This window comes from Thalassospira sp. Z349TD_5, assembly GCF_056173045.1.
This window is the reverse complement of record NZ_CM149654.1, coordinates 1,175,913-1,200,381: the sequence shown is the minus strand read 5'-3', so window position 1 is coordinate 1,200,381 and position 24,469 is coordinate 1,175,913. Positions and strand designations below refer to the sequence as shown.

Annotated in this window: 22 protein-coding genes; 11 read left to right on the top strand and 11 right to left on the bottom strand. The window is 55.3% G+C overall.

The window, feature by feature from the left end; all coding sequences use genetic code 11:
• Positions 1 to 64 precede the first annotated feature (64 nt).
• The 5 genes from AC0VXT_RS05330 to AC0VXT_RS05310 form a co-directional block, all read right to left on the bottom strand.
• Complete coding sequence (locus AC0VXT_RS05330; protein ID WP_475547797.1) at positions 65 to 373, bottom strand: Bbp19 family protein; 309 nt, start codon at positions 371 to 373, stop codon at positions 65 to 67.
• Entirely contained in the window at positions 370 to 2,055 is a 1,686-nt protein-coding gene (locus AC0VXT_RS05325) for a portal protein (protein WP_475547796.1), read from the bottom strand. Before AC0VXT_RS05325 ends, AC0VXT_RS05330 begins: the two co-directional genes overlap by 4 nt.
• Before the next feature lie 3 nt (positions 2,056 to 2,058).
• On the bottom strand, positions 2,059 to 2,307 hold the full coding sequence (locus tag AC0VXT_RS05320; protein WP_475547795.1) for a hypothetical protein: 249 nt from the start codon (positions 2,305 to 2,307) through the stop codon (positions 2,059 to 2,061).
• 138 nt (positions 2,308 to 2,445) lie between these two features.
• On the bottom strand, positions 2,446 to 2,952 hold the full coding sequence (locus AC0VXT_RS05315) for a hypothetical protein (RefSeq protein WP_475547794.1): 507 nt from the start codon (positions 2,950 to 2,952) through the stop codon (positions 2,446 to 2,448).
• Positions 2,940 to 3,494 carry a hypothetical protein gene (locus AC0VXT_RS05310; RefSeq protein WP_475547793.1) on the bottom strand — a complete coding sequence of 185 codons (555 nt, stop codon included), beginning with the start codon at positions 3,492 to 3,494 and terminating at the stop codon, positions 2,940 to 2,942. Before AC0VXT_RS05310 ends, AC0VXT_RS05315 begins: the two co-directional genes overlap by 13 nt.
• A gap of 313 nt (positions 3,495 to 3,807) precedes the next feature.
• On the opposite strand from AC0VXT_RS05310, the gene AC0VXT_RS05305 reads away from it, so the two are divergent.
• Positions 3,808 to 4,122: a hypothetical protein gene (locus AC0VXT_RS05305; RefSeq protein ID WP_475547792.1), complete on the top strand. Its 315-nt coding sequence runs from the start codon at positions 3,808 to 3,810 to the stop codon at positions 4,120 to 4,122.
• A 33-nt stretch (positions 4,123 to 4,155) separates the two neighbouring features.
• Here the strand turns inward: AC0VXT_RS05305 and AC0VXT_RS05300 are convergent, their stop codons facing one another.
• The gene (locus AC0VXT_RS05300) at positions 4,156 to 5,208 is read right to left on the bottom strand and encodes a LacI family DNA-binding transcriptional regulator (RefSeq protein ID WP_475547791.1); all 1,053 of its coding nucleotides are present in this window, start codon (positions 5,206 to 5,208) and stop codon (positions 4,156 to 4,158) included.
• A gap of 148 nt (positions 5,209 to 5,356) precedes the next feature.
• On the opposite strand from AC0VXT_RS05300, the gene AC0VXT_RS05295 reads away from it, so the two are divergent.
• The 8 genes from AC0VXT_RS05295 to AC0VXT_RS05260 all read left to right on the top strand — a co-directional run bounded on the left by AC0VXT_RS05295 (position 5,357) and on the right by AC0VXT_RS05260 (position 15,554).
• Positions 5,357 to 6,382, top strand: a complete 1,026-nt coding sequence (locus AC0VXT_RS05295; protein ID WP_475547790.1) for a TRAP transporter substrate-binding protein — start codon at positions 5,357 to 5,359, stop codon at positions 6,380 to 6,382.
• An 87-nt stretch (positions 6,383 to 6,469) separates the two neighbouring features.
• Positions 6,470 to 7,072 (top strand): TRAP transporter small permease, encoded by a 603-nt coding sequence (locus AC0VXT_RS05290; protein ID WP_475547789.1) that lies wholly within the window; start codon positions 6,470 to 6,472, stop codon positions 7,070 to 7,072.
• Positions 7,069 to 8,346 carry a TRAP transporter large permease gene (locus AC0VXT_RS05285; protein WP_022732063.1) on the top strand — a complete coding sequence of 426 codons (1,278 nt, stop codon included), beginning with the start codon at positions 7,069 to 7,071 and terminating at the stop codon, positions 8,344 to 8,346. The genes AC0VXT_RS05290 and AC0VXT_RS05285 overlap by 4 nt, the downstream gene beginning before the upstream one ends.
• A gap of 10 nt (positions 8,347 to 8,356) precedes the next feature.
• Positions 8,357 to 8,896 carry a VOC family protein gene (locus AC0VXT_RS05280; RefSeq protein ID WP_101302282.1) on the top strand — a complete coding sequence of 180 codons (540 nt, stop codon included), beginning with the start codon at positions 8,357 to 8,359 and terminating at the stop codon, positions 8,894 to 8,896.
• A gap of 3 nt (positions 8,897 to 8,899) precedes the next feature.
• Positions 8,900 to 10,171, top strand: coding sequence for a ribulose-bisphosphate carboxylase large subunit family protein (locus tag AC0VXT_RS05275; RefSeq protein WP_475547788.1), 1,272 nt, complete (start codon positions 8,900 to 8,902; stop codon positions 10,169 to 10,171).
• 7 nt (positions 10,172 to 10,178) lie between these two features.
• The gene (locus AC0VXT_RS05270) at positions 10,179 to 11,462 is read left to right on the top strand and encodes a four-carbon acid sugar kinase family protein (protein ID WP_475547787.1); all 1,284 of its coding nucleotides are present in this window, start codon (positions 10,179 to 10,181) and stop codon (positions 11,460 to 11,462) included.
• 88 nt (positions 11,463 to 11,550) lie between these two features.
• The gene (locus AC0VXT_RS05265; RefSeq protein WP_475547786.1) at positions 11,551 to 12,171 is read left to right on the top strand and encodes a S24 family peptidase; all 621 of its coding nucleotides are present in this window, start codon (positions 11,551 to 11,553) and stop codon (positions 12,169 to 12,171) included.
• 173 nt (positions 12,172 to 12,344) lie between these two features.
• Positions 12,345 to 15,554: an MASE1 domain-containing protein gene (locus tag AC0VXT_RS05260; protein ID WP_475547785.1), complete on the top strand. Its 3,210-nt coding sequence runs from the start codon at positions 12,345 to 12,347 to the stop codon at positions 15,552 to 15,554.
• A gap of 32 nt (positions 15,555 to 15,586) precedes the next feature.
• Here AC0VXT_RS05260 and AC0VXT_RS05255 read toward each other — a convergent pair whose 3' ends face one another.
• The 5 genes from AC0VXT_RS05255 to AC0VXT_RS05235 all read right to left on the bottom strand — a co-directional run bounded on the left by AC0VXT_RS05255 (position 15,587) and on the right by AC0VXT_RS05235 (position 22,247).
• Positions 15,587 to 16,399: an inositol monophosphatase family protein gene (locus tag AC0VXT_RS05255; RefSeq protein WP_475547784.1), complete on the bottom strand. Its 813-nt coding sequence runs from the start codon at positions 16,397 to 16,399 to the stop codon at positions 15,587 to 15,589.
• 30 nt (positions 16,400 to 16,429) lie between these two features.
• Complete coding sequence (locus AC0VXT_RS05250; RefSeq protein ID WP_475547783.1) at positions 16,430 to 17,518, bottom strand: ABC transporter ATP-binding protein; 1,089 nt, start codon at positions 17,516 to 17,518, stop codon at positions 16,430 to 16,432.
• The gene (locus AC0VXT_RS05245; protein ID WP_475548565.1) at positions 17,515 to 19,746 is read right to left on the bottom strand and encodes an ABC transporter permease; all 2,232 of its coding nucleotides are present in this window, start codon (positions 19,744 to 19,746) and stop codon (positions 17,515 to 17,517) included. The genes AC0VXT_RS05250 and AC0VXT_RS05245 overlap by 4 nt, the downstream gene beginning before the upstream one ends.
• A gap of 106 nt (positions 19,747 to 19,852) precedes the next feature.
• Positions 19,853 to 20,887 carry an ABC transporter substrate-binding protein gene (locus tag AC0VXT_RS05240; protein ID WP_475547782.1) on the bottom strand — a complete coding sequence of 345 codons (1,035 nt, stop codon included), beginning with the start codon at positions 20,885 to 20,887 and terminating at the stop codon, positions 19,853 to 19,855.
• Between the two features lie 307 nt (positions 20,888 to 21,194).
• A complete protein-coding gene (locus tag AC0VXT_RS05235) occupies positions 21,195 to 22,247 on the bottom strand; it encodes a LacI family DNA-binding transcriptional regulator (protein ID WP_475547781.1) in 1,053 nt (350 codons plus the stop codon).
• Between the two features lie 276 nt (positions 22,248 to 22,523).
• On the opposite strand from AC0VXT_RS05235, the gene AC0VXT_RS05230 reads away from it, so the two are divergent.
• Both AC0VXT_RS05230 and AC0VXT_RS05225 read left to right on the top strand, forming a co-directional pair.
• On the top strand, positions 22,524 to 23,399 hold the full coding sequence (locus AC0VXT_RS05230) for a branched-chain amino acid aminotransferase (protein WP_475547780.1): 876 nt from the start codon (positions 22,524 to 22,526) through the stop codon (positions 23,397 to 23,399).
• Between the two features lie 81 nt (positions 23,400 to 23,480).
• Positions 23,481 to 24,441 (top strand): IS630 family transposase gene (locus tag AC0VXT_RS05225; RefSeq protein WP_475547779.1). Its coding sequence is split into 2 segments (ribosomal slippage): positions 23,481 to 23,825 and positions 23,827 to 24,441, totalling 960 coding nucleotides; the frame shifts between segments, so codons are not numbered across the junction.
• The last annotated feature ends 28 nt before the right edge of the window (positions 24,442 to 24,469 follow it).

Below are 24,469 nucleotides of genomic sequence, written 5' to 3'. Positions count from 1 at the left end.
TATACAACCAATCATCCGAAATAAAACACGAAGGCGGGGATGACGTTCGTTCCATGATGATGTTTTAGATACCGTCACCCCCGCGAAGAGCCTGTGCTCGCGAAGGCGCGGTACGGGGGCCTCGCGCGGCAAGCTCATCCCCCGTTTCGCGTGATGCCAGCCGCATCATCTGCAACACCAATCCACGCTGCCCTTCGCGCATCCAAAGGGCCGCCTGTCCGGCATCCGGGCCCAAGGATGTGCAGACAAATTGTGTTTCAAGATCGCGCAAAACCTGTTGCCCGGCATCGCTGGCAAAGCAGGTCTGCCAGTGCGTACCGGCATCGTTTTCTTTTGCGGCAGTGTCAGGGTCAAACCAATCCCAGCCGGTCATGATGTGCCCTCCAGAACCTCAGGCGGCAAGACGGGCCGCAAGACGTGCTCGGGCACGCCAAACTGATCGGCCAGCCAATGGACCATGGCGGGCACATCGACCTCCGCCATCGCATCGGGGCCAAGCCCTGCGATGCGCGATACCCAATCAAGCACCTGTGCGGCCTGAACCCGTTTTGGCAATTGTGCCAAGGGGGCGGCATGGCGCAGGACGACCACTTCGCCATCAATCGGAATGTCGGGCAGCTCACCGCGTTTGGCGAGGATGTAAAGGGCGCGCGCGATCAGTGGATAGAGCAATTCGGCCTGCAACCGGCCATAGGTGGCACCCAGCAACCGCGCATTTTCCGATGCACGCTCGAGCACCTCGGTCGCGGTCATGCCCGGTTGATCAACCTGCGCCAACCGGTCGGCCAGCAAGCAGCGCCGGATACGGTCTCGAAGGTCGCTTAAGACCAGATCAGATACATCAAACCGCCCCGGTGCATCCAATGGCGTTAACCCCGCCGATCCGACCGCCTTTGGAATGATGCTTCCCGGTACCAGTCGAATGGTGGCCGGATTAAGCACCCCGTCATCATCAGCCTGCCAAATACCGGTGACCGCGATGGAGGCGTTTTTAAGCACCAGTTCCACCACCTTGTTGGCGGTTTTAATATCGGGCAGCGCCTTCATCACCGGCGATCTGCCATAAATCTCGCCCGGGGCCTTCATCCAGCGAAAAGCAACATAGGGCGAGACATCAAAATGATCGCGAAACAGCACGTCATCGCAGGCGGTGTGCGCACCATCGCCCCCCCCATCGGCATAAAACACACAAAGGCCATAGCCACTGCGCTGCGGACCATGGGGCATCACCGCTTCAATCACCGTGTGGCGTTTTTGGCCCTGCGCCTCATCTTCCCCTTTGGCCATGGTGGGCAGTTTGGCATCGGGCCAGGTGGCGAGAATGTCGGATCGGGTCAGGTTAAGCGTGCGAAACACCGCATCCATTTTGCCATCAACGCGCTCCTCAAACACCAGATCACGTAACGGCACGGCGGCAAAACGAAACGCCGACGGGCTTTTGAAATCGTCACTTTCAAGCCGCAGGCAGGCCGTGCCCGCCGTCACCAGATCCAAAAAGGCCTGATGCATTTCAACGGCAAAATTGGACCGGTCAAAATGCCCCTGTAAAATCCGAACCGCGCGGCCGAGTTGTTCGGTTAAAACCGCCCGATCCTCGCCGGCAACATTGCCGCCCGGCTCCAGATCAAACCAGCCACCGGCGGGCGGGGTGATTTCGGCCATCAAACTCGCGGCAAGCTGTTCGACCGCATCGGGTGCGGTTGCGTCAAACACCCGGTCCAACCGTTTGCCGCCACTGGTTTGCAGGGCAGCCCCATTGCGTTGTGGCAGGGCAAACTCATAACAGTCCTGCCAATGGGCCAGCCAGGTCCGCCGTTTGGCAACAGCCGCCTGATAACGTTGGCGCAAGACCGAAACCGAAAGGTCATTTTGCGGTGTGCTGCGATGGGGGCTGATCGTCATCGTGGTGTTCGCGCGCCCCTGTCCTGTCAACTGTCCTGCCGCCTGTCCGGATGCCTGCCCCGATGCTCTGGTCGATGCCCCGGTCGATGCCGACATGTCGCCACCTGCGTTCATTCCTGACTTGCGATAGGTTCGCTTTGTCTTTCTCGCCATGCCTTAATCCCCCAACAGATTTTTGCCGCCCGCCGCCCCGTTTACCGCACTGCTGATCCGGTCCGATAGCAATCCCCGATATCCGGTCGCAATCAGCCCGGCCCGGCCATATCGCCGACGTTCCAGTGCTTCTTGACGGGCGGTGCGGGTTGCGTCCTGCGCACTGTCCGCACTCTGCGTTGGCGTTGATGCTTGGCTTGCCGACGGGGCGTGTGTTGCGGTCGGTTTGGGCGTTGAAAACAAACTTCCCATCGGGGCCTCCTGATATGTGCATGAGCATCCGGCACAAGATTCCACACCGTCAAAAACAAAAACGCCCGCAGGGCCAAAAGCCATGCGGGCGCAGGTGTGGTGTTGATTTGTCTGTTATGTCACATTAAAAAGAACAAATCAAGAACATTTTTCAGAAAAATGCGCCTGACCTGATTTTTCCGTGCTTTCACTGCGTTTCACAAGGGTGCGATACAGTTGATGCGGGGTGACAATCCAGATTGCGCCAATGCCCAACAGCCGCTTGATCATTTCAACACAGCTCATCGGGCCCAGCCGGATTTTGCGCGGCAATGATCGCGGATACTCGGCCCAAACGCAATGATGGCCAATCGCCCGGTAATAGGATGCCGGATCAAACAGTGGTGAATAGCACCAGCTTTCACACCGGATGCGATGGCTTTGCGGATCAAGGCAAATCCATTCCCCGGCCCGCGCACCCGACACCAGCACAAAGCAATGGCGAAATCCGGGTTTCAGGAGACGCAACAGCGGCTTTTCCGGGGCATCGCCAAACACAACCAGCACCGAAACCTCTCGACCTGATGCCGATTGATCGACCCAGTCGCGCGCCATCCCGCCAACGGTTTTTACGCTAACGGTGCCCTCAGAACCTATATCCCGCATGGTGATAAATCCCCGCTCATTTCGATCATGACGTCTTCATTGTCAAAGGTTTCGGGCGGGCGCAACTCAACGATGTCACGCGCAATCAGTTCGGGTTCAAGGGCGGCCATGGTCGCACACCACAGATCATGTTTGGGCTGTTCGCGGAGGTCGCGCGGATCGGGTAATCGTTCGACCAGCCCGTAATATTCAATCACCTGCAAATGCCGGTCGGTCAAAGCCCCACCCTGTTTAAGGCGCATCACCGCGTTATAAACATCATCAGGATCGCACGGGCGCACCACCTCACCGGCATCGGCAATCACGCGCGCCCCTTCGATGCGGGCTGTTTGACAGCGCACAAACCAGAACCACGCCTGCTCGGCGCTGGCAAACGGCGTGATGGGCCGCTCTGACAGGGGTTTTGGAAAAAGTCTCTGTTCGGTCACGTCGCCCTCCTGCATGTTGAACTCATCCCCAACACCGGCAACGCGCCGCCCGGTCGGCCATGCCAAACCGGCGGCAAAAGGATGTGACTGACCGTTGGCGCATGACTTTTCCATGCACCTTTGATGGCTGTTGATCAGTGATTTCCCCTTATCGTGACGGTATCATAGGTCGGTGCGATGCGCTGTGCGACGGCTGCTTGTGCAAGGCCGTTTGATGCCCAAACCCGATAAAATCACGGCTACTTCCGGATGCAATTCCGGTGTTGATGCACAAGCTATAATCCCTTTTTGTTCTTTTTGTAAAGGATTAATTTCCTATATCAGAAAGTTGCCTCTACATAAGAGATTATCCCGCTCTAGCAAGCTCAATGTCGATTTTACGTGCGTAATATGAGATGATTTTCCTCTTGATAGAGGGGGAGTCGGGATGCGCGCTTTATTGTTTATCGGGGTACTACTACTGGCAAGTTGCACCAGCCAGATCATGGCGAGCTATATCGGAAAATCGATCCAAGAACCGATCCTTGATTATGGCCCTCCCATCAACATCATCGAACTTGATGATGGCCGACGCGCATATCAGTGGCGGGTCACCGATAGCGGTTATGTTCCGATTTCAGGGGGCGCAACGACAACATATGTCCCATATTCAGATTCTTGTGTTCACACGCTGACTGCGACAAAATCAGGGGACGATTATATCGTCAACGGGCACCGAAAAACGAGTTTCTTCTGCGAATAACGGGTCTACCGCGCCCACTTCTTTGAAGCCTGCTCAGGGCAGGTTTTCTTTCACCACGACTTCCATGGTCAGTTTGGCGACATCGGCGTTTGGGTCACTGCCATTGCGCAGATTGTCGAAAATGCGCAGTGCATTTTGGACAATCGCGCCGGGGCTTTGGGTGATCACCACATCCATGATGTCTTCGAGCAAAAAGCGTCGGGTATCGGGGGTCAGGCCATGGCCGATGAAGATGATGTCGCGGCCCCGGCCACTTTCGCGTAGCGCACGCGCCACCCCGTCCGAGGAACCGCCGACGTTATAAATCCCGACCAAATCCGGATATTCTTCAAGCAGGGACATGGTGTGGTGGTAGTTTTCGCTGCGGTCATCGTGGCCTTCGCGGGCGGCCACCAGCGACAAGCCGGGAAAGGCTTCTTCCATCAGGCTTAAAAAGCCCATTTCGCGTTCTTCATGCGCGCGATAAGTGCGGCTGGCCGCGATCAGTGCCACGCGGCCGTGGTGAGGTTTACCCGCGCGGTTTGGCCCCATGAACCGGCCCAGCATATAGCCCGCCGTTCGACCCACCGCACGGTTATCAAGTCCGACATAGGCGGCATGGGGCACGCCGGAAATATCAGACACCACCGTGATCATATGTTTACCGGCACCCTGCAATTCAGACACCGTTTCACGCACCAGCGGATGATCAATCGCCATAAAGGCAATGCCATCGGCCTTTTGCCCATGCTGGCGGAGGGCCTCGGACAGAAGGTGCGGGTTAAACCCGTCAATGAAAAAGCATCGTGCGCGAATGTTCTGGCCCGTGGTCGCCTCGGCCGCGGTTTTGATCCGGTCGCCCAACAGCCGCAAATACGGATTGGTCCCCGAAGGCAATAAAAACACCACCTGCATCGGTTTGGGCCGGAAGGTTTCGACCATGTCGGTTTCGGGCAAATAGCCAAGTTCACCTGCGGCCTGCAACACGCGCTTTGCGGTGCGTTCACGCACACCGGGGCGCTTGTTTAACACGCGGTCGACCGTGGCGGGTGACACCCCGCACAGCTCGGCAATATCCTTGATGATCGGCCCGGTTGTTTTTGGCATTTTTATCCTTAAAACATCAAAACGCATCATTTAATGATGTTTGATGATGGATAAACTTTCACGTACCTTGAGATTATTCAAGCAAAAATAAAAACAACCCAACGCGGAAAACAGCTAAAAGCAATCATAGACCATCAGGGAGGAAACCATGGTCACTCACACCAAATTCCGGCACATCAAATTCCGGCATATCGTTGCCACCTTCGCCGCCGCCGTATCCTGCAATGCCATGGTGCTTGGCGCACAGGCCCAGGAAATTGAGCTCAATTACGGCCACATGAATTCCCCGACCAGCATTGTCGGGCTTCAGGCCGACTGGCTGGCCGAAGAAGTCGCCAAAAACACCGGTGGCAAGGTCAAGATCGACGTTTATCCGTCGTCCCAGCTTGGCAAGATTCAGGAACTGGCCGAAGGCGTTTCGATGGGGTCCATCGCACTTTCGCACAATACGGCGGGTGCCATCAGCTCGCTGTATGAAGATTTCGGCGTGCTTGATATCCCGTATCTGTACCGCGACTATGATCACCTGATGAATGTTGTCGATATTCATTCCCCGGTGATGGAAAAGCTTAATCAGGGCCTGATCGACAATACCGGCATGCGCGTGCTCTATGCCTTTTACTTTGGCACCCGTCAGCTGACCGCCGACCGTGCGATCAAAACCCCGGCGGATCTGGCCGGTGTTAAAATCCGCGCCATCCCGTCCCCGGTTTATCTGACCGCGGTTGAGGGCCTTGGCGCCGCGCCAGTTCCTGTTGATTGGTCCGAAGTTCCGACCGCCCTTGCCACAGGCATTGTTCAGGGTCAGGAAAATCCGGTCAATGTTGCATTGGTCCATAAACTGTATGATGTGCAGTCACACATGATGCTGACTGGCCATATTTCGGCTGCCGAGATCGTCGTGATCAACGAGGAAATCTGGCAGGGCTTCCCTGATGACGTGAAGGCCGGCATTGAAAAGGCGGCTGAAACCGTGCGTCACAAAGCATCGAAAATGATCCTTGATAGCGAGGCAGGCGATCTTGAGCAGCTTAAGGAAGCTGGCATGACGATCATTGGCCCGGATGACGGGCTTGATGTTGCGGCCTTCCGTGCAGGTGTTGAAAAGCTTGTCCATGAGCGCTTTGACGACAAATACGCCACGTATTTCGAAGAAATCGCTGCTGTAAAATAATCGCACCAAAGGGCGGTTCCGGGGGATATTTTTCCGGGGGAGCCGCCCTTACCGTGACTTTCATTGCCCATCATTTCAGGTTTCGTCATGCCTTACAGGAACTCCCCGATCTATCGGGGGCTGGACCGTATCTGCCGGGTTTTAACCACCTTTTCGATGGTGATGCTGGCCTTGATGACGGTACTGGTCGTCGGTCAGGTGATCTTGCGCAATATGTATGATCTTGGTCTGCCGTGGGCGGACGAGCTATCGCGCATTGCCAATGTCGCGCTGGTGTTTTTCGCGGTTCCGGCCTTGATGCTGCATAACCGGCATATCGCGATTGACCTTCTGTACAGCGCCCTGCATGCGCGTGGGCAAGCGATTTTGCGCTTTGCCAATTATGCGCTGATCACGGGCTTTGCCGGTATCTTCCTGTTTTCGCTTTATAAATTTTTAAGCCGCGCGGGCAAATTCACCACCCCGTCGCTGAGCATGCCAAATTACGCGGTTTATGCGCCGGTGGTGATTGCCATTGTCCTTCTGTTGATCGTCGCACTCTACCGGCTGATCACACGCACCGAAACCGCCCCGGATTACGAAGGCGAAGACGGGAACGCCGAAAGCGGCAATCCGATTGCTGATGCCATTGCCAAGGAAATGTCAGCGGGAATACTGGCTGAAGATACGTCCAAGGATTCCAAGAAATGATGAGTGCAACGCTTCTTATCCTGTTTCTGGCACTCATGATCATCCGCCTGCCGATTGCGGTGTGCCTTGGCCTGTCGTCCGCGACCGTGATGATCCTGTTTAACCTGCCAATGACGGTACTGGCCCAGCGCACGGTCAATGCACTTGATTCCACCCCGCTTTTGGCCGTGCCACTGTTTATCTTTGCCGCCAATCTTTTAAGCCTGTCGGGTGTGACCAATCATTTGTTTGAACTGGTGCGCATGATGGTTGGCTGGATCCGGGGCGGGACCGCACAGGTCAGCGTTCTGGTCAGCCTTATATTCTCCGGCGTGTCGGGTGCGGCCTTGGCCGATATTGGCGCATTGGGCGCGGTTCAGATCAAGATGATGCGCAAACAGGGCTATTCCGCCGAGTTTGCATCGGGCATCACCATGGCGGCGGCAACCATTGGGCCGATTTTCCCGCCCAGCATCCCGATCATTATCTTTGCCTCGGTCGCCAATGTGTCGGCGGTTAAATTGCTGATTGCCGGGATTGTCCCCGCCGTTCTGATCACCCTGCTGTTGATGGCGCAGGTCGCGGTGATGGCCCGGATTTACAAGCTGCCGCGCGATGAAGTGACATTTTCGATTGCCGCCTTTGCGCGCAAGTTCGTCATTTCGCTTCCGGCCCTGGCCGCCCCGGTTCTGTTGATCGGCGGGTTGATATCGGGCTATTTCGGACCGACCGAAGTGGCCGGTGTCACGGTGGCCTATGCGCTTTTGATTGGTAAATTTGTTTATCGCCAGCTTGACCTTAAACGGGTGATTACGGCGGCACGCGATACGGTCGATGCGACAGGCAGTGTCTTGTTCATTGTTTCGACCGCGGCCTTGTTTGCCTGGGTTTTGACCATGGACCGCCTGCCCGCCACCGCCAGCGAGTTCTTGCTGGGACTTTCAAGCGATCCTTTGGTGTTGCTGTTGATTGTCAATGTGTTGTTGCTGGTGGTCGGCATGTTCCTGGAATCAATTGCCGCCATCCTGATCATCGCCCCGATCATAACGCCGGCGATGATGGCAGCGGGCGTTGATCCACTGCAACTGGGTATCGTGTTTGTGCTTAACCTGATGATCGGGCTTCTGACCCCGCCTGTCGGTATGAGCCTTTATATGGTCAGCATCATCGCCAAGATGCCGCTGCACCGGGTGATCCGGGGCGGATTGCCCTTCCTTCTTCCCCTGTTTTTGTCGCTGCTCGCAGTGACCTGCATACCGGCGATCTCCGTCTGGTTGCCCAACCTTCTGGATTAAGTGAGGAAACATGAGCAGATTTCTCGGCGAAATTCGCCAGCTCGGTTACGTTGTGCCCGATATCGAAGCGGCCATGGATTATTGGGCCGAAACGATGGGTGTCGGCCCGTGGTATTATAACCCCAAGGTGCCGATCGAAGATTACCAGTATGACGGCAAATCCTATGACGTTCATAACTCGGTCGCCCTTGCCAATTCCGGCTATGTTCAGGTCGAACTGATCCAGACGCGCAACGATGCGCCGTCAATGTATCGCGACTTCCAGAAGGCGGGAAACACCGGCCTGCAACATGTTGCCTATTGGACCGAAGATTTCGACAACGATCTCGCCCTGATGCAAAGCAAGGGCTTCACGGTTAAAATGAGCGGCAAGGTCGGGGACAATGGCCGGTTTGTCTATTTTGATAAGGAAATGCATCCGGGCACGGTGATTGAGCTGTCCGAAGTGGTCGGTCCCAAAGGCCGCCTGTTCAAATCCATTTATGAGGCGTCGATTGGCTGGAACGGCAAAGATCCGATCCGTCCATTCCCGTCGCTGTCGGAAATCTGAGCCATGGACCTGATTGAAGCCCGATATCTGATCGAAACACCGTTCGAGCCCGAAAAAATCGCCACCATCATTGCCGGTGAGCAAAGCAGCGGCACGTTCGTGCGCGTTGCCGGGGAAACCGACGAGCTGCGCGAACGCTGTTCGGCGCGCGTGCTGTCGATCCGTGAACTGGCCCCGGCCGATCATCCCAGCCTGCAAAGTGCGTATCTGACCGCACGCGGCATTAATGGCCCATACCGCCGCGCCGAAGTTCGCGTGGGTTTTCCGGTCGATAATATCGGGCACAATCTGGCGACACTGGCGGCTACAGTTTCAGGCAATCTGTATGACTTGGGCGAAGTCACCGGGCTTAAGCTGATGGACATCAAACTGCCCAAGGCCTATCGCGATTTGTATGATTATCCGGTTGCCGGGACCAAGGGCACACGGGCGCGCATGAAGGTTCATGACCGGCCGTTCTTTGGCACGATCATTAAACCCAATGTTGGCATGCGCACCCATGACATTGCCGATCTGGTCGAACAGCTGTGCGAGGCCGGGGTTGATTTCATCAAAGATGATGAAGTGTGCGCCAATCCGGCATCCGCCCCGATCAAGGACCGCATCCCGGCGATCATGGAACGGGTACGCCGCTATCGCGACCGCACCGGGCGCGATGTGATGATTGCCTTTAACATTACCGATGAAACCGATGCCATGCGCCGCCATGCTGATTTGATCGCCGAAAACGGCGGGTCGTGTGCCATGGTCAGCATGAACTGGACCGGCTTGTCGGCCTTGCAAACCCTGCGTGGATCGACCGACCTTGTGCTGCACGGGCATCGCAACGGGTTTGGTGCGTTATCGCGCCATCCGCTGATTGGTATGGCGTTTCCGGCCTATCAGACGCTGTATCGTTTGACCGGCATGGACCATATGCATGTGCATGGTATGGGCGGTAAATTCTGTGACGAAGACAGCGAAGTACAGGCATCCGCCCAAATCTGTGCCCAGCCCCTCGCACCGGGCAACGGCGATGAAGACCACGTTTTACCCGTGTTTTCATCCGGGCAATGGGCAGGCACGGTTCCGGCCACCTATGATGCGGTCGGATCGGCTGATTTCATGTTTTTGGCCGGGGGCGGCATTTTAGCCCATCCGTCCGGGCCAAAAGCCGGGATCATGAGCCTGCGTCAGGCATGGGACGCCTGCGAGGCGGGCGTCAGCCTTGAAAAACATGCCACGGGTCATTCCGAACTGGCCGAAGCCCTGACATTCTATGGTGCGCGGGGCTAGACATCTCATGACCAAGATCGTTTTCTGTGCTGATGATTTCACCGGTGCTTCTGATACGCTGGCAACACTGGCCCGTGCGGGACTTTCAACACGCCTGTATTTGAAAGCACCGGCACCATCAGACAGCACAAACGATCTGGATGCCATTGGTGTCGCAACGTCGCTTCGTGCCCTTACGGTCGATGACAGCGTTGCGACCATCGGCCCGCTTGCCGATGCGCTGGCATACACGAAGTGCGGTCTCTATCACTTCAAAGTCTGCTCAACCTTCGACAGTAGCCCCGACATCGGCAACATTGCCGCCGCCGCGGATCGTTATGCGCAATCGGTCGGCACACGCTGGAAGGCGGTTATTGGCGGGCAGCCATCATTGCGACGGTTCTGCCTGATGGGGAATTTGTTCGCCGGGGCGGGCAACGGGCATATTTACCGCATTGATCGTCATCCGGTGATGTCGGTGCACCCGGTAACCCCGATGCAGGAAGCCAATCTGTGCCGCCACCTTGCCGCGCAAGGCTGGCCCAAGATCGGCCTGATTGATTTTACCATCATTCGCAAGGGCCGCGTTGCCCTGATCGATGAAATCCGCCGTCGTTTGGACGTCGGGGAATGTGAAACGCTGTTTGATGTGACCGATGACAGCGATCTTCTGACCATCGGGGACGCCATCCGCGAGATTGCCCAAACAACCCCGACCCTGTGCGTTGGCGCCAGCAGTGTCGCGCAGGCCCTGTTTCCATCCTTTGACCCGACATCGCAAAACGGAGCACAAGCATCACGTCGCGCGGGTCCGGTCTTTGCCTTTGCCGGAAGCCGGTCGTCCCATACCGCCGGGCAAGTCGAAAATGCCAGCACCTATGTCAAACGCAGCATCGCGCCGAAAGACCTGCTTGACCCCGCCGGGGCCAAAGACCTTCTTGGCGATAGCCTGACGACCCTGAACGCGGGCAAAAACCTTTTGGTGTCGCTTTCCGATGATCGCAATCATGACATTGGCAGTCACGCGTTGGCGCGTGCCAGTGCGGCCTTCATTGCCCAGATTTGTCAAAACACCGCCCTTGGATTTTTGGCCATTGCCGGGGGCGATACATCAAGCCTTGCGGTGCAGGAGCTTGGCATCAACAGCCTGTCTTTTGCTGCTGACTTTGATGCTGGCGCCCCGGTCATCCGCGCACATGCTGACACGCCATATCTTGATGGCCTGCCCATGCTGCTTAAAGGCGGGCAGATGGGAAAACCCGACCTGTTTGATAACATCTCGTCCCTGCCGATCGCCTCAAATAACGGTTAAAACAATGCCCCGAACGGCGGGCATTATTTGCTTCATTCACAGGAATTAATTCCTTCCGTTTTGGGCGTACGGCCTGCTAGGATGGGACATGATCCGACATCAACAAATTTGGGCCGCCCTTGATCAGATTGCCACCGACCACGGGTTAACCCCGTCGGGATTGGCACGTCTGGCACAGCTTGACCCGACGACATTCAACAGATCCAAACGCACCACCAATCAGGGCAAATCGCGCTGGCCCTCGACCGAAAGCATTTCCAAGGTTTTATCGGTCACCGATGTTAGTTTTCGGGAATTTTCCGAACTGGTGGATGGCAATGGCGCCGGGCGTATCCCGGTGATCGGCTTTGCCCAGGCTGGCAATCGCGGGTATTTCGATGATGCGGGCTATCCGGTGGGCGGTGCATGGGAAGACATCACCTTTCCCGCCATGCATGATCCGACCGCCTATGGGCTGCGCATCGCAGGTGAGTTGATGGCGCCAGTGTTTCGCGATGGTGATTTAATCATCGTCAGTCCGGCATCAAACATCCGCCCGCAGGACCGGGTTGTGGTCAAAACCACCGAGGGTGAAGTCATGGCCAAGGAACTGGTCCGCCGTGGCGCCCTTGGCGTGGAGCTTAAATCGCTCAACCCGACCTATGAGGACCGGTTTATTGCCGCCCAAGACCTTGACTGGGTGGCGCGCGTTTTATGGTGCAGCCAGTAGGAATTTCGGCACGAAAACGAAAGACATAGTGAACTTTTGGAATATTCATGCCTTCAATACGGTGAATAACAACACATTCCTTATTAAAATCGGGATAGAACATCCCTACATAAAAACAAATATTTCATTCTGAGATGATTTGAGCATCGCACCGACAGGAACAGGAGACCTGATTGCACCTGAACCGCCAACACATTATCCGTTTTCTGGTGCTATTGGCCGCCTATTTCGTCACAGGGTATGCAGGACTTCAACTTCAGTACCATGGCACCAGTCAGTCTATGATCTGGTTGCCCCCCGGCGTTGCACTTGGCATCATGATTACCTGGGGATGGCGGTACTTTCCCGCTGCGTTTCTTGGTTCAATCCTGACCACCATACCCTCAGGCATTCCTGTCCTGCCAGCAGTCCTGATTGCCGTAACCTCGACGGTTTCGATCACCATTCCCGCCGCAATCATTGGCCGTTACTTCAAAGATGGCCTGCTGACCAACTTACGCGGATTGATTGCCTTTTTCCTGATTGGTGTGATTGCAACACCAACAGTTTCTGCCTTTTTGGGGTCTAGCCTTGCTTTCTTGAATGACATGCCAGAAGCAGCCAACTTCACAGAATTGTGGCTGAGTTGGGCCTTGTCGGGCATGGTTGGGATTCTGATTGCCACCCCATTGTTTCTACGTTTGGCGGATTACCCGTGGAAAACACGAACTGCGGCCCATTATCTGGAACTGGCATTCATCGCCAGCGCCACGGTCATCGTCAGTTCAATAATTCAAGCCACCCCCATCGTCTCGCGCCCGGAATATCTGTTTATATTTGTATCATTGCCGTTTGTGATCTGGTCAGTGGTCCGGTTTGGCATGCTGGGCGCGGCCCTGGTCAATGCGTTGATCGCGATTACGATTGTTGTATTCACCTCGCAAGGGGGCGGTAGTTTTATCACCCCGAACACCAGCAACGGTCTGCGGGAAATTCATACCTATATCCTTGCTGTTACGATTTTCTCGCTCTTTCTGGCAGCCGGGCTTGAGAAGATTTCAATCGTCACCACACGCGCACGGGATGGCCGAATTTCGCATGATATTCACCGTCTGCGCAGAACCCTTGCGGTACTGATCGCCGTACTGGGGTTTAGCGTATCGGCCATGGCCGCCTGGTACACATTTAGTCAACTTGACAAGGACGACCGCGCAGAAACCGAACAATATCGCCGCGCGTTTGAAGCGTCACTGCGCGAAGAACTGGGGCGGGCGACCGACTCTCTGGTGGCTGTGCGGACCCTGTTTGACGTTCATGGCAACGTATCGTTCAATACCTTTGATGCCATGATTGCCCCATGGGTAAGCCGGCGGCCCGGCATTTTGGCTCTTGAATGGGCGCCCTTTGTCGAAGGGCGTGCGCGCAATCTGATCGAAGAAAACGCCCACCTGCGTGGCGTCGCAGATTTCGAAATCCGCCACCTTAAGGACGGGAAGCTCACCCGCTCACCCTTGCGTGATGACGGGTATTTTCCAATTTTCTATGTCTTTCCACGATCTGGAAATGAACAGACAATCGGCTTTGATCTTGCCAGTGACCCCGTCCGCAAACGCGCACTTGAAACCACCTTGCGCACCGGCAACATCACCCTGACCAAACCGCTTAACCTGTTTCGGTCTGATTCGGCCGTTGTCACGTCTCTGGCCTTGCTTGGTGTGCAGAACCGGCGTGACAAGGATGGCCCCCCGCTTGGTGTGGCGGTTGGCGTCCTGCGCCTGACCAATATGATTACCCGGGCGGCACGGGTTGCCCGTTTGCCATCAAACTACGAACTGCATCTGGCTGATTTTGATGCCGATGACGGCAAACAGATCATCTATTCAAATCGCAAGGCCGACTACGCTGCTAAACACCTTGCCGATGAACGCGCCATTCCGTTCAATCCGAACATCTCGAACTTCACATTTGGCTATCGTGACTGGACCATCAACCTGCATCAGGAAAATGCACATTCTGCCGGGCTTCTGTACTGGCAACCGTGGGCCATTTTCATTTTTGGGGCGACGACATCCATCCTTCTGATGATCTATTTGCGGTCCCTAACCCGAACAGAACGCCAGATTGTCGATCTGGTTTCGTTGCGCACTCGGGAACTCGAAAACGCGCGCGAAGAAGCTGAAAGTGCAATGAACCAGGCACAGCAGGCAGATAAGGCAAAATCGGAATTCATTGCCCATATGAGCCACGAATTCCGGTCCCCGATGACCTCGATCCTTGGCTATACGCAGTTGGCATCCGACAGTCTCGGCGATGATCCGGCACAGGAAACCCTGCGTGGGTATCTGGCGACGATCCGCGGTGCCGGACGACATGTGTTGTCACTGATTGGTGATATTCTTGACATTTCCAAGATCGAAGCCGGAAAACTCATCCTTGAGGAAGTGCCATTTGATCTGCATCGGGTCTGCGAGGAAGTATCGTCGATGATGATGGTCCCGGCGCGCGCGCAGGAAAATAAACTGCATCTGAATGTTGCCCCCGATATGCCACGCTGGGTGGTTGGCGATCCGGTCCGCCTTAAACAGGTGCTGACCAACTTTGTGTCCAATGCGGTGAAATTCACCAAGTTTGGCAACATCACGATTGATGTCTCTCCCTTGGCGGTCACCGACGATACATTGTCGGTGCGCATTGCGGTGCGCGATGATGGTATTGGCATCGCGCAAAGCAAACTGGATTCTATTTTCGAAGCCTTTGCCCAGGCCGACACGTTGACAACCCGGCGCTATGGCGGGACCGGTCTTGGCCTTGCGATCTGTCAGAAGATCATTCAGGCCATGGGCGGCACGATCACCGTCGAAAGCAAGGAAGGCGATGGCAGCACATTCCGGTTTGACCTGACCCTGCCGCGCAGCTCCGATGTCGCGGTATCGGAAACCACCGATGACATGTCATCAGGCGATGCCCCATCGGATCAACCATTGATGCAAGGCTGGAAGCTTCTTCTGGTCGAAGACATCGAAATCAACCGCATCCTGGCGCAAAAGCTTTTGGAGCTTCAGGGGCACACGATTACCACCGCCTCCGACGGGCAGGTCGCCCTTGATATCCTAAGCCAACAGGATTTCGATGCGGTTTTGATGGATGTCCATATGCCCGTGCTTGATGGTATCGAGGCGACCCGGTTTGTCCGTGAGTTTGAAGACCCGGTCAAGGCCACCATTCCGGTTCTGGCACTCACGGCGGATATTTCCAATGACAATCTCGCCGTTTTCCGTGACGCGGGTTTTGATGCCCATTGCACCAAACCACTCGATATCAGTGCAATCAATGCCGAGCTTTCGCGCCTTGAGCACAGGATGCTTAAAGAACGGCGCGCATTGCAGGAACAGGCAGGCCAATAGCCTGCCTGTTCTGCGCGCTTCCCCGTGACCGACTAGCGTTTGACCCCGGTCATCGCGGCCAGTTCATCGGCAACATTGGCCCCGGCAGCCAGGATCGGCCCGCCGTCTTCCAGAACATTGGGAATACCCAGGAAATCATTGGTCCAGCCGCCGGCTTCGGTCATCAGGATAATCCCCGCCATGCAGTCCCAAGGATTGATGTGCGGCTCGTAATAGCCGATCAACCGCCCCGCAGACGCATAAGCCATCATCAACGCACACGACCCGTTGCGGATAAACATGCCTTCGCGGTCAAGCAATTGCGTCATCACCGGCACGATCACATCGCTTTTGGTGCGATGCGACAGGCCCAGCCCCAACAAACCATCGCTGACCTTGGTGACCTTGCTTGCTTCGACCGGCTCGCCGTTCACATACGCGCCCTCGCCTTTCATCGCGGTAAACAGCTCATCGCCGCACGGATGGTAAATCAGGCCCAAAACCACGTCATTGCCGACCATCAAGGCCACCGAAATGCACCACGTCGGCATCTGGCTGACAAAGCACGCCGTGCCATCAATCGGATCAATCACCCAAAGACAGTCATTTTCACCCTGCTCAATGCCCATTTCCTCACCAAGGAATCCATCCTCGGGAAAGGCATCGGCGATGCGGTCACGAATGATCGCCTCAACATTTTTATCGGCAATGCTGACCATATCAAGGGCGTTGGCCTTGACCTCGATCTCAAGGTCACCGGCTGTTCCATCGTAGTAGTCCATGGCGCGTTTACCCGCCGCACGGATGACATCCCGGGCATGTTCAAGCCGCGATTCAACGTCAATTCTGGATGCTGTTTTGTTCACTTTATCCCTGCCTGTTTGTTCTATTGTTGATCATTCATCGGTGGGAACCACCGCAAGGCCACGCCCTGAAAAGCCGATACGAACTTCGTCCCCAGTGCCAATCGGTGCGTCAATGTGCGGATCGATAACGAACAGGTCACCGATGTCCGATGTCACGGAGTATTGCATTTGATTACCAAGATATGCTGCATGGGTAATGTGACCTTTTAGCGATGATTGCCCGCTTTCCCCATTCACCGCGGAAAGCTCAATCGCGTCAGGACGCACAGCAACATTAACCGGACCAATGCCCAAGCCCCGATGCGGCAAGGTCTGCCGCAGCCCGCCAATCTCGATATGGGCCATGTCGCCCTCAACATCAACCAGTTCAGCCCCGACCAAATTGGCATCCCCGATAAAGTCGGCAATAAAGCCGGACGCAGGTTGTTCATAAAGTTCGCGCGGCGTGCCTTGTTGCGCAATCACCGCGCGGTTCATCACAATAATATGGTCCGATACCGCAAGGGCCTCTTCCTGATCATGGGTAACATAGACCGCCGTCAGGCCAAGTTTTTGCTGAAGCTCGCGGATTTCGGTTCGCACCTGTTGACGAAGCTTGGCATCAAGGTTCGACAGCGGTTCATCAAGCAACAGGACTTCGGGTTCAAGTACCAATGCACGGGCAACCGCAACACGTTGCTGCTGCCCGCCCGAAAGCTCGGACGGCAGCCGCCTGCCATATCCGGCCAACCCGACAAGATCGAGCCCCTCCTCGGCCTTTTCATGGGCTTCTGCCTTGGCAACGCCGGTCACCGTCAAACCATACGCCACATTTTCAAGGACGGTCATATGCGGGAACAGTGCATAGGACTGAAACACCATGCTGACATCACGGTCTGTTGCAGGAAGTTGGGTGACATCCTTGCCACCAATCAGGATTTTGCCCTTTGTTGCATGTTCAAGACCGGCAATCATGCGAAGCGTTGTGGTTTTGCCACAGCCACTTGGCCCCAGCAACGTCACCAGTTCGCCGGGATTGATCGTGAAGGATACATTGTCGATCGCGGTCACCGCCCCCAGACCATAGGTCTTGGTGACATTTTCGAACACGACCGAACCTGCGCGTGTTTTGATTTTCATGAATGCTTCTCTTTCAGATTTTCGCCCGCAGGGCTAACGCGGTCTGGTGTAAGACGGTCTGGTGCAATGCGATCTTCACGGCGCAGTTTGCGTTTGCCGATGGCCCCTTGCACCGCAAGGATGGCCGCCAACATTACAACGATCAGGACACAGCAATAGGCAATTGCCACGCCGTACCGCCCGTTTTCAACAAGACCGATAATATAGGATGTCGCCATATTGTGGTCGGCACTTACCAGGAAGATCACCGCACTCACAGACGTAATTGCGCGCACGAAACTATAGACAAGGGCGGCAACAATCGCGGGGCGCAACAGCGGAAGGATCACACGCCGGAACGTGGTGAAACTGTTTGCCCCCAGTGTGAGTGATGCTTCATCAAGGCTGCGGTCAAGCTGGCTCATTGCGGCAATCCCACCGCGCACCCCCACCGGCATATTGCGGAAGATAAAGCAGATCACAAGGATCACCCCGGTGCCGGTCAATTCAAACGGTGGCACGTTAAATGCCAGAATATAGCTGACACCAATCACGGTTCCGGGAATGGCAAAACTTAACATCGTGCCAAATTCAAAGGCGCTTTTGCCACGAAAGTTCTGACGCACCAGAAGATATGCCGTCGTCAGCCCCACGGCCGCCGTCAATGGCGCAGAAATCGCCGAGATGTTCAACGTCGTCCAGAAACTGTCCCATGCGGCCCCGGTCCAAACGATGCCATGCTCGCTCCAGCCAATGCCAAACGCGTCAACATAGTTGCCCAGGGTCAGCGTATTATCAAAGCCCCAGCGCGTCACAAAGCTGCCATAGAAAATCATGCCATACACAGCGACCGTAAAGATCCCCCACGGCACCGCCGTGCAATAAACCAAACGGCGCAACGCCGGGTTCAGACCAATATGTGCCCCGCTTTCTGCCTTACCCGAAACCGTCGCATAGGATTTCCGGCCCAGCCAGAAACGCTGTGCGGCAAATGCCGACAGGGTAAAGAACAACAGAACCAGTGCGAGGACAGCCGCCCGCCCGGCATCATTTTGCGCCCCGACAATCGCAAAGAATATTTCGGTTGAAAGGACTTCGTAATTGCCCCCCAAAACCATCGGATTGCCGAAATCGGCCATGCTTTCAATAAAGGCCAGCAAAAACGCATTGGCCAGCCCCGGACGCATCAGGGGCAAAGACACCATGACAAAGGTTTTCCAGCGCCCGGCCCGCAACGTCTGGGAGGCTTCCTCCATCGACGGGCTGACACCTTCGACAACACCGATCAGCACCAAAAAAGAAATCGGGGTGAAGGACAGGGTCTGAGCCAGCCAGATACCAGGGAGGCCGTAAAGCCAACGCCCTGCCTCCACCCCGAGGAGATCAGAGACGAACTGCGTCGCAGCGCCCGATCTGCCAAAAAGAAGGATCAGCGCCAAGCCAATAACAAATGGCGGCGTAATAATCGGAAGAACCGTCAGAACACGCAGTGATTTCTTGTATCGAAACCCCGTGCGCGTCACGACCAGCGCAAAGGCAAGCCCCAGCAAAGTGGTCGAAACCGCCGTCAGGATCGCAAGAAATGCGGTATTCCACGCCACCCCGCAGGCCCCGCCCGCAAGGCACCCCAATCCCCAGACGCTGTCGTCAAAGAAATTGCGCACAAAGGCAGCCCCGGAAACAGCCCCGTCAATATCAACAAAGGCACTGCCCAGAATGCGTGCGACCGGGAAGAAGACAAACAAGGCGACAAGCGCAACGACTGTCCCAATTGCGGAGGTCACAAAGACATCGCCGCGCATGGCACCAGCAGCAGCAAGCCCCGTACACAATATGATCAGATAGCTGGCCGCCATCAGAAGGGCCCCATAGCCCAATCCGTACTGACGCATATCAAGCGGACCAAACAGGCTTTCAAGCCAGCCGTAACTCCACCCGGAAATCCCGATGGCAAAGCCCTGCCCCACCATCCAGATCAGCCCGCCAAGGCCACTGACAATCAGGATCTGTGCGTATTTCGGATGCGCGCGTCCTTGCCGCGCAAGCAACAACGGCCCCAACAGGAAAAGCCCGACTGGCAACAACCAGTATTTTTCAAGCAAGGTGGCCTGAAGGATCGCAGGCGCATAATCGACGTAGGTCGGATAGCCATCAAACAGCCATTCCAACGTCCAGAAGCCGTATTCCTGCTGATACCAGGGAAATATGACAAATCCAATCCAGCCGATGGCCAGCCAGATCCAAAGCATTCGGTTCACCAAAATTCTCCCGCGTGCAGAATGTCAAGGTCGGCAGTCCCGCCCACAGATGGGTTGGCGGAACTGCACTGATGTCCGGAAAAAGGAAAAAGGCCGATTATTGCGGCGCGTTTTTCACTTCATCATCCCAACGCGATAGAAGATGACGGCGGACTTCCGCGTCACCGTATTTGGCAAAGTCATAATCAATGAGTTTCAACTCATCCAAGCGCGGTGCCCCATCAGGAATGCGGGCTTCCTTGTTTGACGGGACCTGATAGCTATGCGCGTCCTCGGCAATGGACTGCGTCCGCGCAGACAGGGCAAATTCGGCCCAGATTTTTGCATTTTCAAGGTTGCGTGCACCCTTGATGATGCTCATCGAGCCCACTTCGTACCCGGTACCTTCGCACGGGGACACCACGGTCAAATTGGCACCCTGTTTGATCTGGGCAATCATGTCATGCATGAAGGTGATGCCAATCGTGGTTTCGCCAACCGCAGCCGCCTTGATCGGGGCAGAGCCCGATTTGGTGTACTGATTTACGTTCTTGTGCATCTCTTTGAGAAAGTCGAAAGCTTCTTCTTCGCCAAACAACTGCACCAGTGTGGCAAGCGTCGTGTAGGACGTACCAGACGAGCTTGGATTGGCAATCTGGACTTCGCCCTTATAGGCTGGATCAGCCAGATCCTTCCAGCATTTCGGCGCAGGAAGGCCCTTTTTGGCAAGCAGATCGTTATTATAACCAATGCCGAGCGCACCGGCATAAATACCGACTGTTTTGTTATCGGCATTCTTGGCCTGACGCACGGCCCAGTCTTGCAGATCGCCCAGTTGCGGCGATGTATATTCTTCGGTCAGGCCTTCTGCGGCGGCTTGTAAGTGTGGATCACCCGTACCACCCCACCAGATATCAAGTTTCGGGTTGCTGGCTTCGGCACGCACCTGCGCATAGGCCTCGCCTGAACTTTTGCGCACCATCGAAACGTCGATGTCATGCTCAAGCTCGAAGGCGGTTTCCATCATCTCGCACCATTCGTTATCGGCCGAGCAGATGACACTAAGGCGGCCCGCCGCATTGGCAGGTCCGACAGTGGCAACAACCAGTCCGACAAAGGCAGCACCGGCATAAAGAGTATTTTTAAACGTCATTTGGGTTTCCTCCCGTTTGCATTTCGTTGAATGCACACGTGTGCACAATTAAGGTGCGGATCACGTGCTGCGAGGATTTAATCACAGAACTTCAAAAATAACAAAAAAATTCTATTCTTTGGAATTTACATTCTACGGATTAAACACAAAACATTGTTTTAAAACAATTTAATCATAGAATACGACATCAGAAGACCGAATGAGATTGCCTGTCTTATGGCACAAAATGCGCCCAATCACATGCACACGTGCGCATGAAAAGTCCGGTTCTTCACGAGTCCCAATCTTCATAAGGAGCCGTCAGGGATCAGACAGTCTGGCGGCGGATAAATTCAACGGGCAAAACAAGCCGTTCATCGCCAAGCTCATCCCCCCCGATGCGACGGCGCAACCGCTCGACGGTCATTGCGGCCAGTTGATCTGCCCGCTGGCGCACGGTGGTAAGTTGATAGGCACCCTGACGGGCCGCGGCAATATCATCAAAACCAATGACGGCAAGATCACCCGGAACTTTCAGCCCCAGCTCAAACCGGGCCGCATCCATCAGGCCAAGGGCAATATGGTCCTTGGCACAAAAAATCGCATCCGGCGCGTTTTCCCGGTCTGTCAGATATTTGAGCCCGGCATGAAATCCACCGTCATAATCCGCACTGTCACACACAAGCGACGTAAAACTGATCCCACCGTCCGCAAGACGCGGTGCAATCCGTGAAACAAATGCCTCCCCGCGGACATTGCCGCTATAGGTACCGCCCCGCACATTCAGGAAACCAAGGCGCTTTTTACCGCTTTTTAGCAACATATCTGCGGCCAGTTCGCCCCCGTGCACGTTATCGCAGTTAATAACATCAGCACCCTCCAGACGCCCTGCCCGATTGACAAGAACAACCGGAACATTTCGTTTCAGGTAATGAGTCCCCACTTCCGGGGATGGGCTTCCCGACGTTACAACAACCCCTGCCACCTGATATTGCAGCAGATTAAGCATCGATATCCCCATCTGGTCCGGGTCAGAGACATCAATCACCAAGGGGCGATATCCCGATTGTTGAATCTGGCTGATCAGACAATCAAGAAACTCAATGCGAAACGGATCCGTCAGCCCGGATGTTACCAGCCCGATCAGGTCGCTTTTACGCCGGTTCATTGAACTGGCGATCTTGTTGACGTGATAGCCAAGCTGGGCTGCCGTTTCCTGAACGCGTTTACGGGTCGCCTCGGAAATGCGCTCATCATCGGCCATGCAACGCGACACGGTTGACCGCGACACCCCCGCTTCGCGCGCGACATCAGCAGACGTCACCACTTGATGCGCCTTCTTTTCCGCCCCGTTACCGGGTTTCTGGCGATCACCGCTCATACGGTCAGGTTCCTTATGACACCCCTACTGGACAGAGCACACATACCATAGCCCATCGCAGCCGCCAACGCACACGTGTGCACATTTCGACAACTTTATAAAACTGTCATATCGGATATATAGGTCGCGTTTGCTGTCATTTTTCTTTGACCCGCCTTGGGCAAAAATCCTATTCTGATGCCCACATAACAGACTGCCCCACAGATACGACAACAGCCACAACACCGAAAAACCAAGGTCCGCCTTGGCAATCCCAAAGACCATCAGGAGCACATCATGGGCCACGCCGCCACCGACAGCACCGTCACCACCTGGACCTGGTTCAAGGGTGAATGGCATGAAGGCAACCCCAACATCATGGGCCCGCAAACCCATGGTGTCTGGATGGCCTCGACCGTGTTTGACGGTGCGCGCCGCATGAACGGCAAAATGCCCGATCTTCACCCCCATTGTGCCCGTGTCATCCGATCAGCCAACCTGATGGGCTTAAAGCCCGCCATCACCACGGATGAAATTGTCGCACTGGTCAAGGAAGGGGTGAAAAAATTCGATCCGGAACTGGCCCTTTATATCAAACCGATTGTCTATGGCGGCGAAGGGTTTCTGGCGCCAGTGCCTGAAAGTGCACAGTTTGTTTTGTGCATTTCGGTGACTGAAATGCCAGCAGCCGTGCAAACCGGCTTTAGTGCGCGCAAATCAAGTTTCCGCCGTCCATCGCCCGAAAGTGCCCCGACCGAGGCCAAGGCAGCGTGCCTGTATCCCAATGTCGGGCGCGCTGTGACCGAAGCCAACAATGACGGCTTTGACACCGGTGTCATGCTCGACCCGATTGGAAATGTTGCCGAATTTTCCTACGCCAACCTGTTCTTTTCCAAGGACAATGTGGTCTATACCCCGGCGATCAACGGCACGTTCCTCAACGGCCTGACCCGTCAGCGCGTCATCACCCTTTTGCGCAAAGATGGTGTCGAGGTGGTTGAGAAAACCTGCACTTACAGCGAGCTTGAAACCGCCGACGAAATCTTTGGTACCGGCAATTATTACAAAGTCGCCCCGTGTGTGAAACTTGATGAACGCGCCCTGCAACCCGGCCCAATCACGCGCCGCGCGCAGGAACTTTATACGGCGTTCACGGCGGCCAGCGCCGACTAAAGCGTTTTGTCTTTTATAGGAATCAGAGAGGGTATTCCCCTTTTTGATTTTATGTGATTCACTTCCAGTAGGAGGTGTTTGATGGGCAAACCTTATTCAGTGGATCTTCGCGAACGGATTGTAAGCTACGTGAAACAGGGGCATTCGGCACGGGCGGCGGCGGTTGTCTTTGGGGTGTCCCCGAGCACAGCGGTGCGTTTTGCTGCTGCTTCTCGAGATGGCGGCAAGATCGGGCCAAAACCACAAGGTCGTATGCCTGGTACAGTCGGAAAACTGGCTGCACATATGGCGTTTATGATAGGGCGGCTTCAGAGCGAACCAGATATCACCTTGCAAGAGTTGGCAGATGCGTTGCGAGAGGATAAAGGCGTTTCTGCACACCTCTCCTCGATCCATCGTGCCCTCAAACGAGCCAACTATTCATATAAAAAAAGGCCTGATCGCCATTGAGCGCGAACGTGCCGATATTGTCAGAGACAGGCGATTGTGGATTAACGGACGCCAACCTCGCATGCGACATGAACCGCACCGACTGGTGTTCATTGACGAAACCTCGGTCAAAACCAATCTGACACGGTTGCGCGGCAGATCCCCCGTCGGCGAGAGGCTCTATGGCCCGGCTCCCTTCGGTAAATGGCGGACGCAAACGTTTATCGCAGGCTTGACCAGCGATGCTTTAATTGCGCCCTGGATCATAGAAGGTGCGATGAATGGTCCAGCATTTGATACCTACATTGAAACTCAACTTGCTCCCTTGCTCGAACCGCGAACCATCGTTGTTCTCGATAATCTCAGTACTCATAAAAGCCCGCGTGCCGCTGCAACCCTTAAAGCTCAAGGCTGTTGGTTTCTTTTCCTTCCGCCTTATAGTCCCGACCTCAATCCTATTGAACTGGCCTTCTCAAAGCTGAAATCTCATCTCCGGCGGATAGGCGCCAGAACCTACGGAGACCTCATCTCTGCAATCGGAAATATCTGTGACCTCTATCAACAGATTGAATGCTGGAACTTCTTCAGGGCTGCCGGATATGTGCCATATTAAAAGCAAAACGCTTTAAACCCACAGACTG

Coding starts and splice junctions, on each gene's coding strand:
- AC0VXT_RS05320 (WP_475547795.1), bottom strand. CDS start 2,307: ATGGGAAGTTTGTTTTCAACGCCCAAACCGACCGCAACACACGCCCCG.
- AC0VXT_RS05250 (WP_475547783.1), bottom strand. CDS start 17,518: ATGAAAATCAAAACACGCGCAGGTTCGGTCGTGTTCGAAAATGTCACC.
- AC0VXT_RS05315 (WP_475547794.1), bottom strand. CDS start 2,952: ATGCGGGATATAGGTTCTGAGGGCACCGTTAGCGTAAAAACCGTTGGC.
- AC0VXT_RS05240 (WP_475547782.1), bottom strand. CDS start 20,887: ATGACGTTTAAAAATACTCTTTATGCCGGTGCTGCCTTTGTCGGACTG.
- AC0VXT_RS05310 (WP_475547793.1), bottom strand. CDS start 3,494: ATGGAAAAGTCATGCGCCAACGGTCAGTCACATCCTTTTGCCGCCGGT.
- AC0VXT_RS05285 (WP_022732063.1), top strand. CDS start 7,069: ATGATGAGTGCAACGCTTCTTATCCTGTTTCTGGCACTCATGATCATC.
- AC0VXT_RS05245 (WP_475548565.1), bottom strand. CDS start 19,746: ATGCTTTGGATCTGGCTGGCCATCGGCTGGATTGGATTTGTCATATTT.
- AC0VXT_RS05295 (WP_475547790.1), top strand. CDS start 5,357: ATGGTCACTCACACCAAATTCCGGCACATCAAATTCCGGCATATCGTT.
- AC0VXT_RS05275 (WP_475547788.1), top strand. CDS start 8,900: ATGGACCTGATTGAAGCCCGATATCTGATCGAAACACCGTTCGAGCCC.
- AC0VXT_RS05330 (WP_475547797.1), bottom strand. CDS start 373: ATGACCGGCTGGGATTGGTTTGACCCTGACACTGCCGCAAAAGAAAAC.
- AC0VXT_RS05300 (WP_475547791.1), bottom strand. CDS start 5,208: ATGCCAAAAACAACCGGGCCGATCATCAAGGATATTGCCGAGCTGTGC.
- AC0VXT_RS05230 (WP_475547780.1), top strand. CDS start 22,524: ATGGGCCACGCCGCCACCGACAGCACCGTCACCACCTGGACCTGGTTC.
- AC0VXT_RS05270 (WP_475547787.1), top strand. CDS start 10,179: ATGACCAAGATCGTTTTCTGTGCTGATGATTTCACCGGTGCTTCTGAT.
- AC0VXT_RS05235 (WP_475547781.1), bottom strand. CDS start 22,247: ATGAGCGGTGATCGCCAGAAACCCGGTAACGGGGCGGAAAAGAAGGCG.
- AC0VXT_RS05305 (WP_475547792.1), top strand. CDS start 3,808: ATGCGCGCTTTATTGTTTATCGGGGTACTACTACTGGCAAGTTGCACC.
- AC0VXT_RS05265 (WP_475547786.1), top strand. CDS start 11,551: ATGATCCGACATCAACAAATTTGGGCCGCCCTTGATCAGATTGCCACC.
- AC0VXT_RS05290 (WP_475547789.1), top strand. CDS start 6,470: ATGCCTTACAGGAACTCCCCGATCTATCGGGGGCTGGACCGTATCTGC.
- AC0VXT_RS05280 (WP_101302282.1), top strand. CDS start 8,357: ATGAGCAGATTTCTCGGCGAAATTCGCCAGCTCGGTTACGTTGTGCCC.
- AC0VXT_RS05325 (WP_475547796.1), bottom strand. CDS start 2,055: ATGGCGAGAAAGACAAAGCGAACCTATCGCAAGTCAGGAATGAACGCA.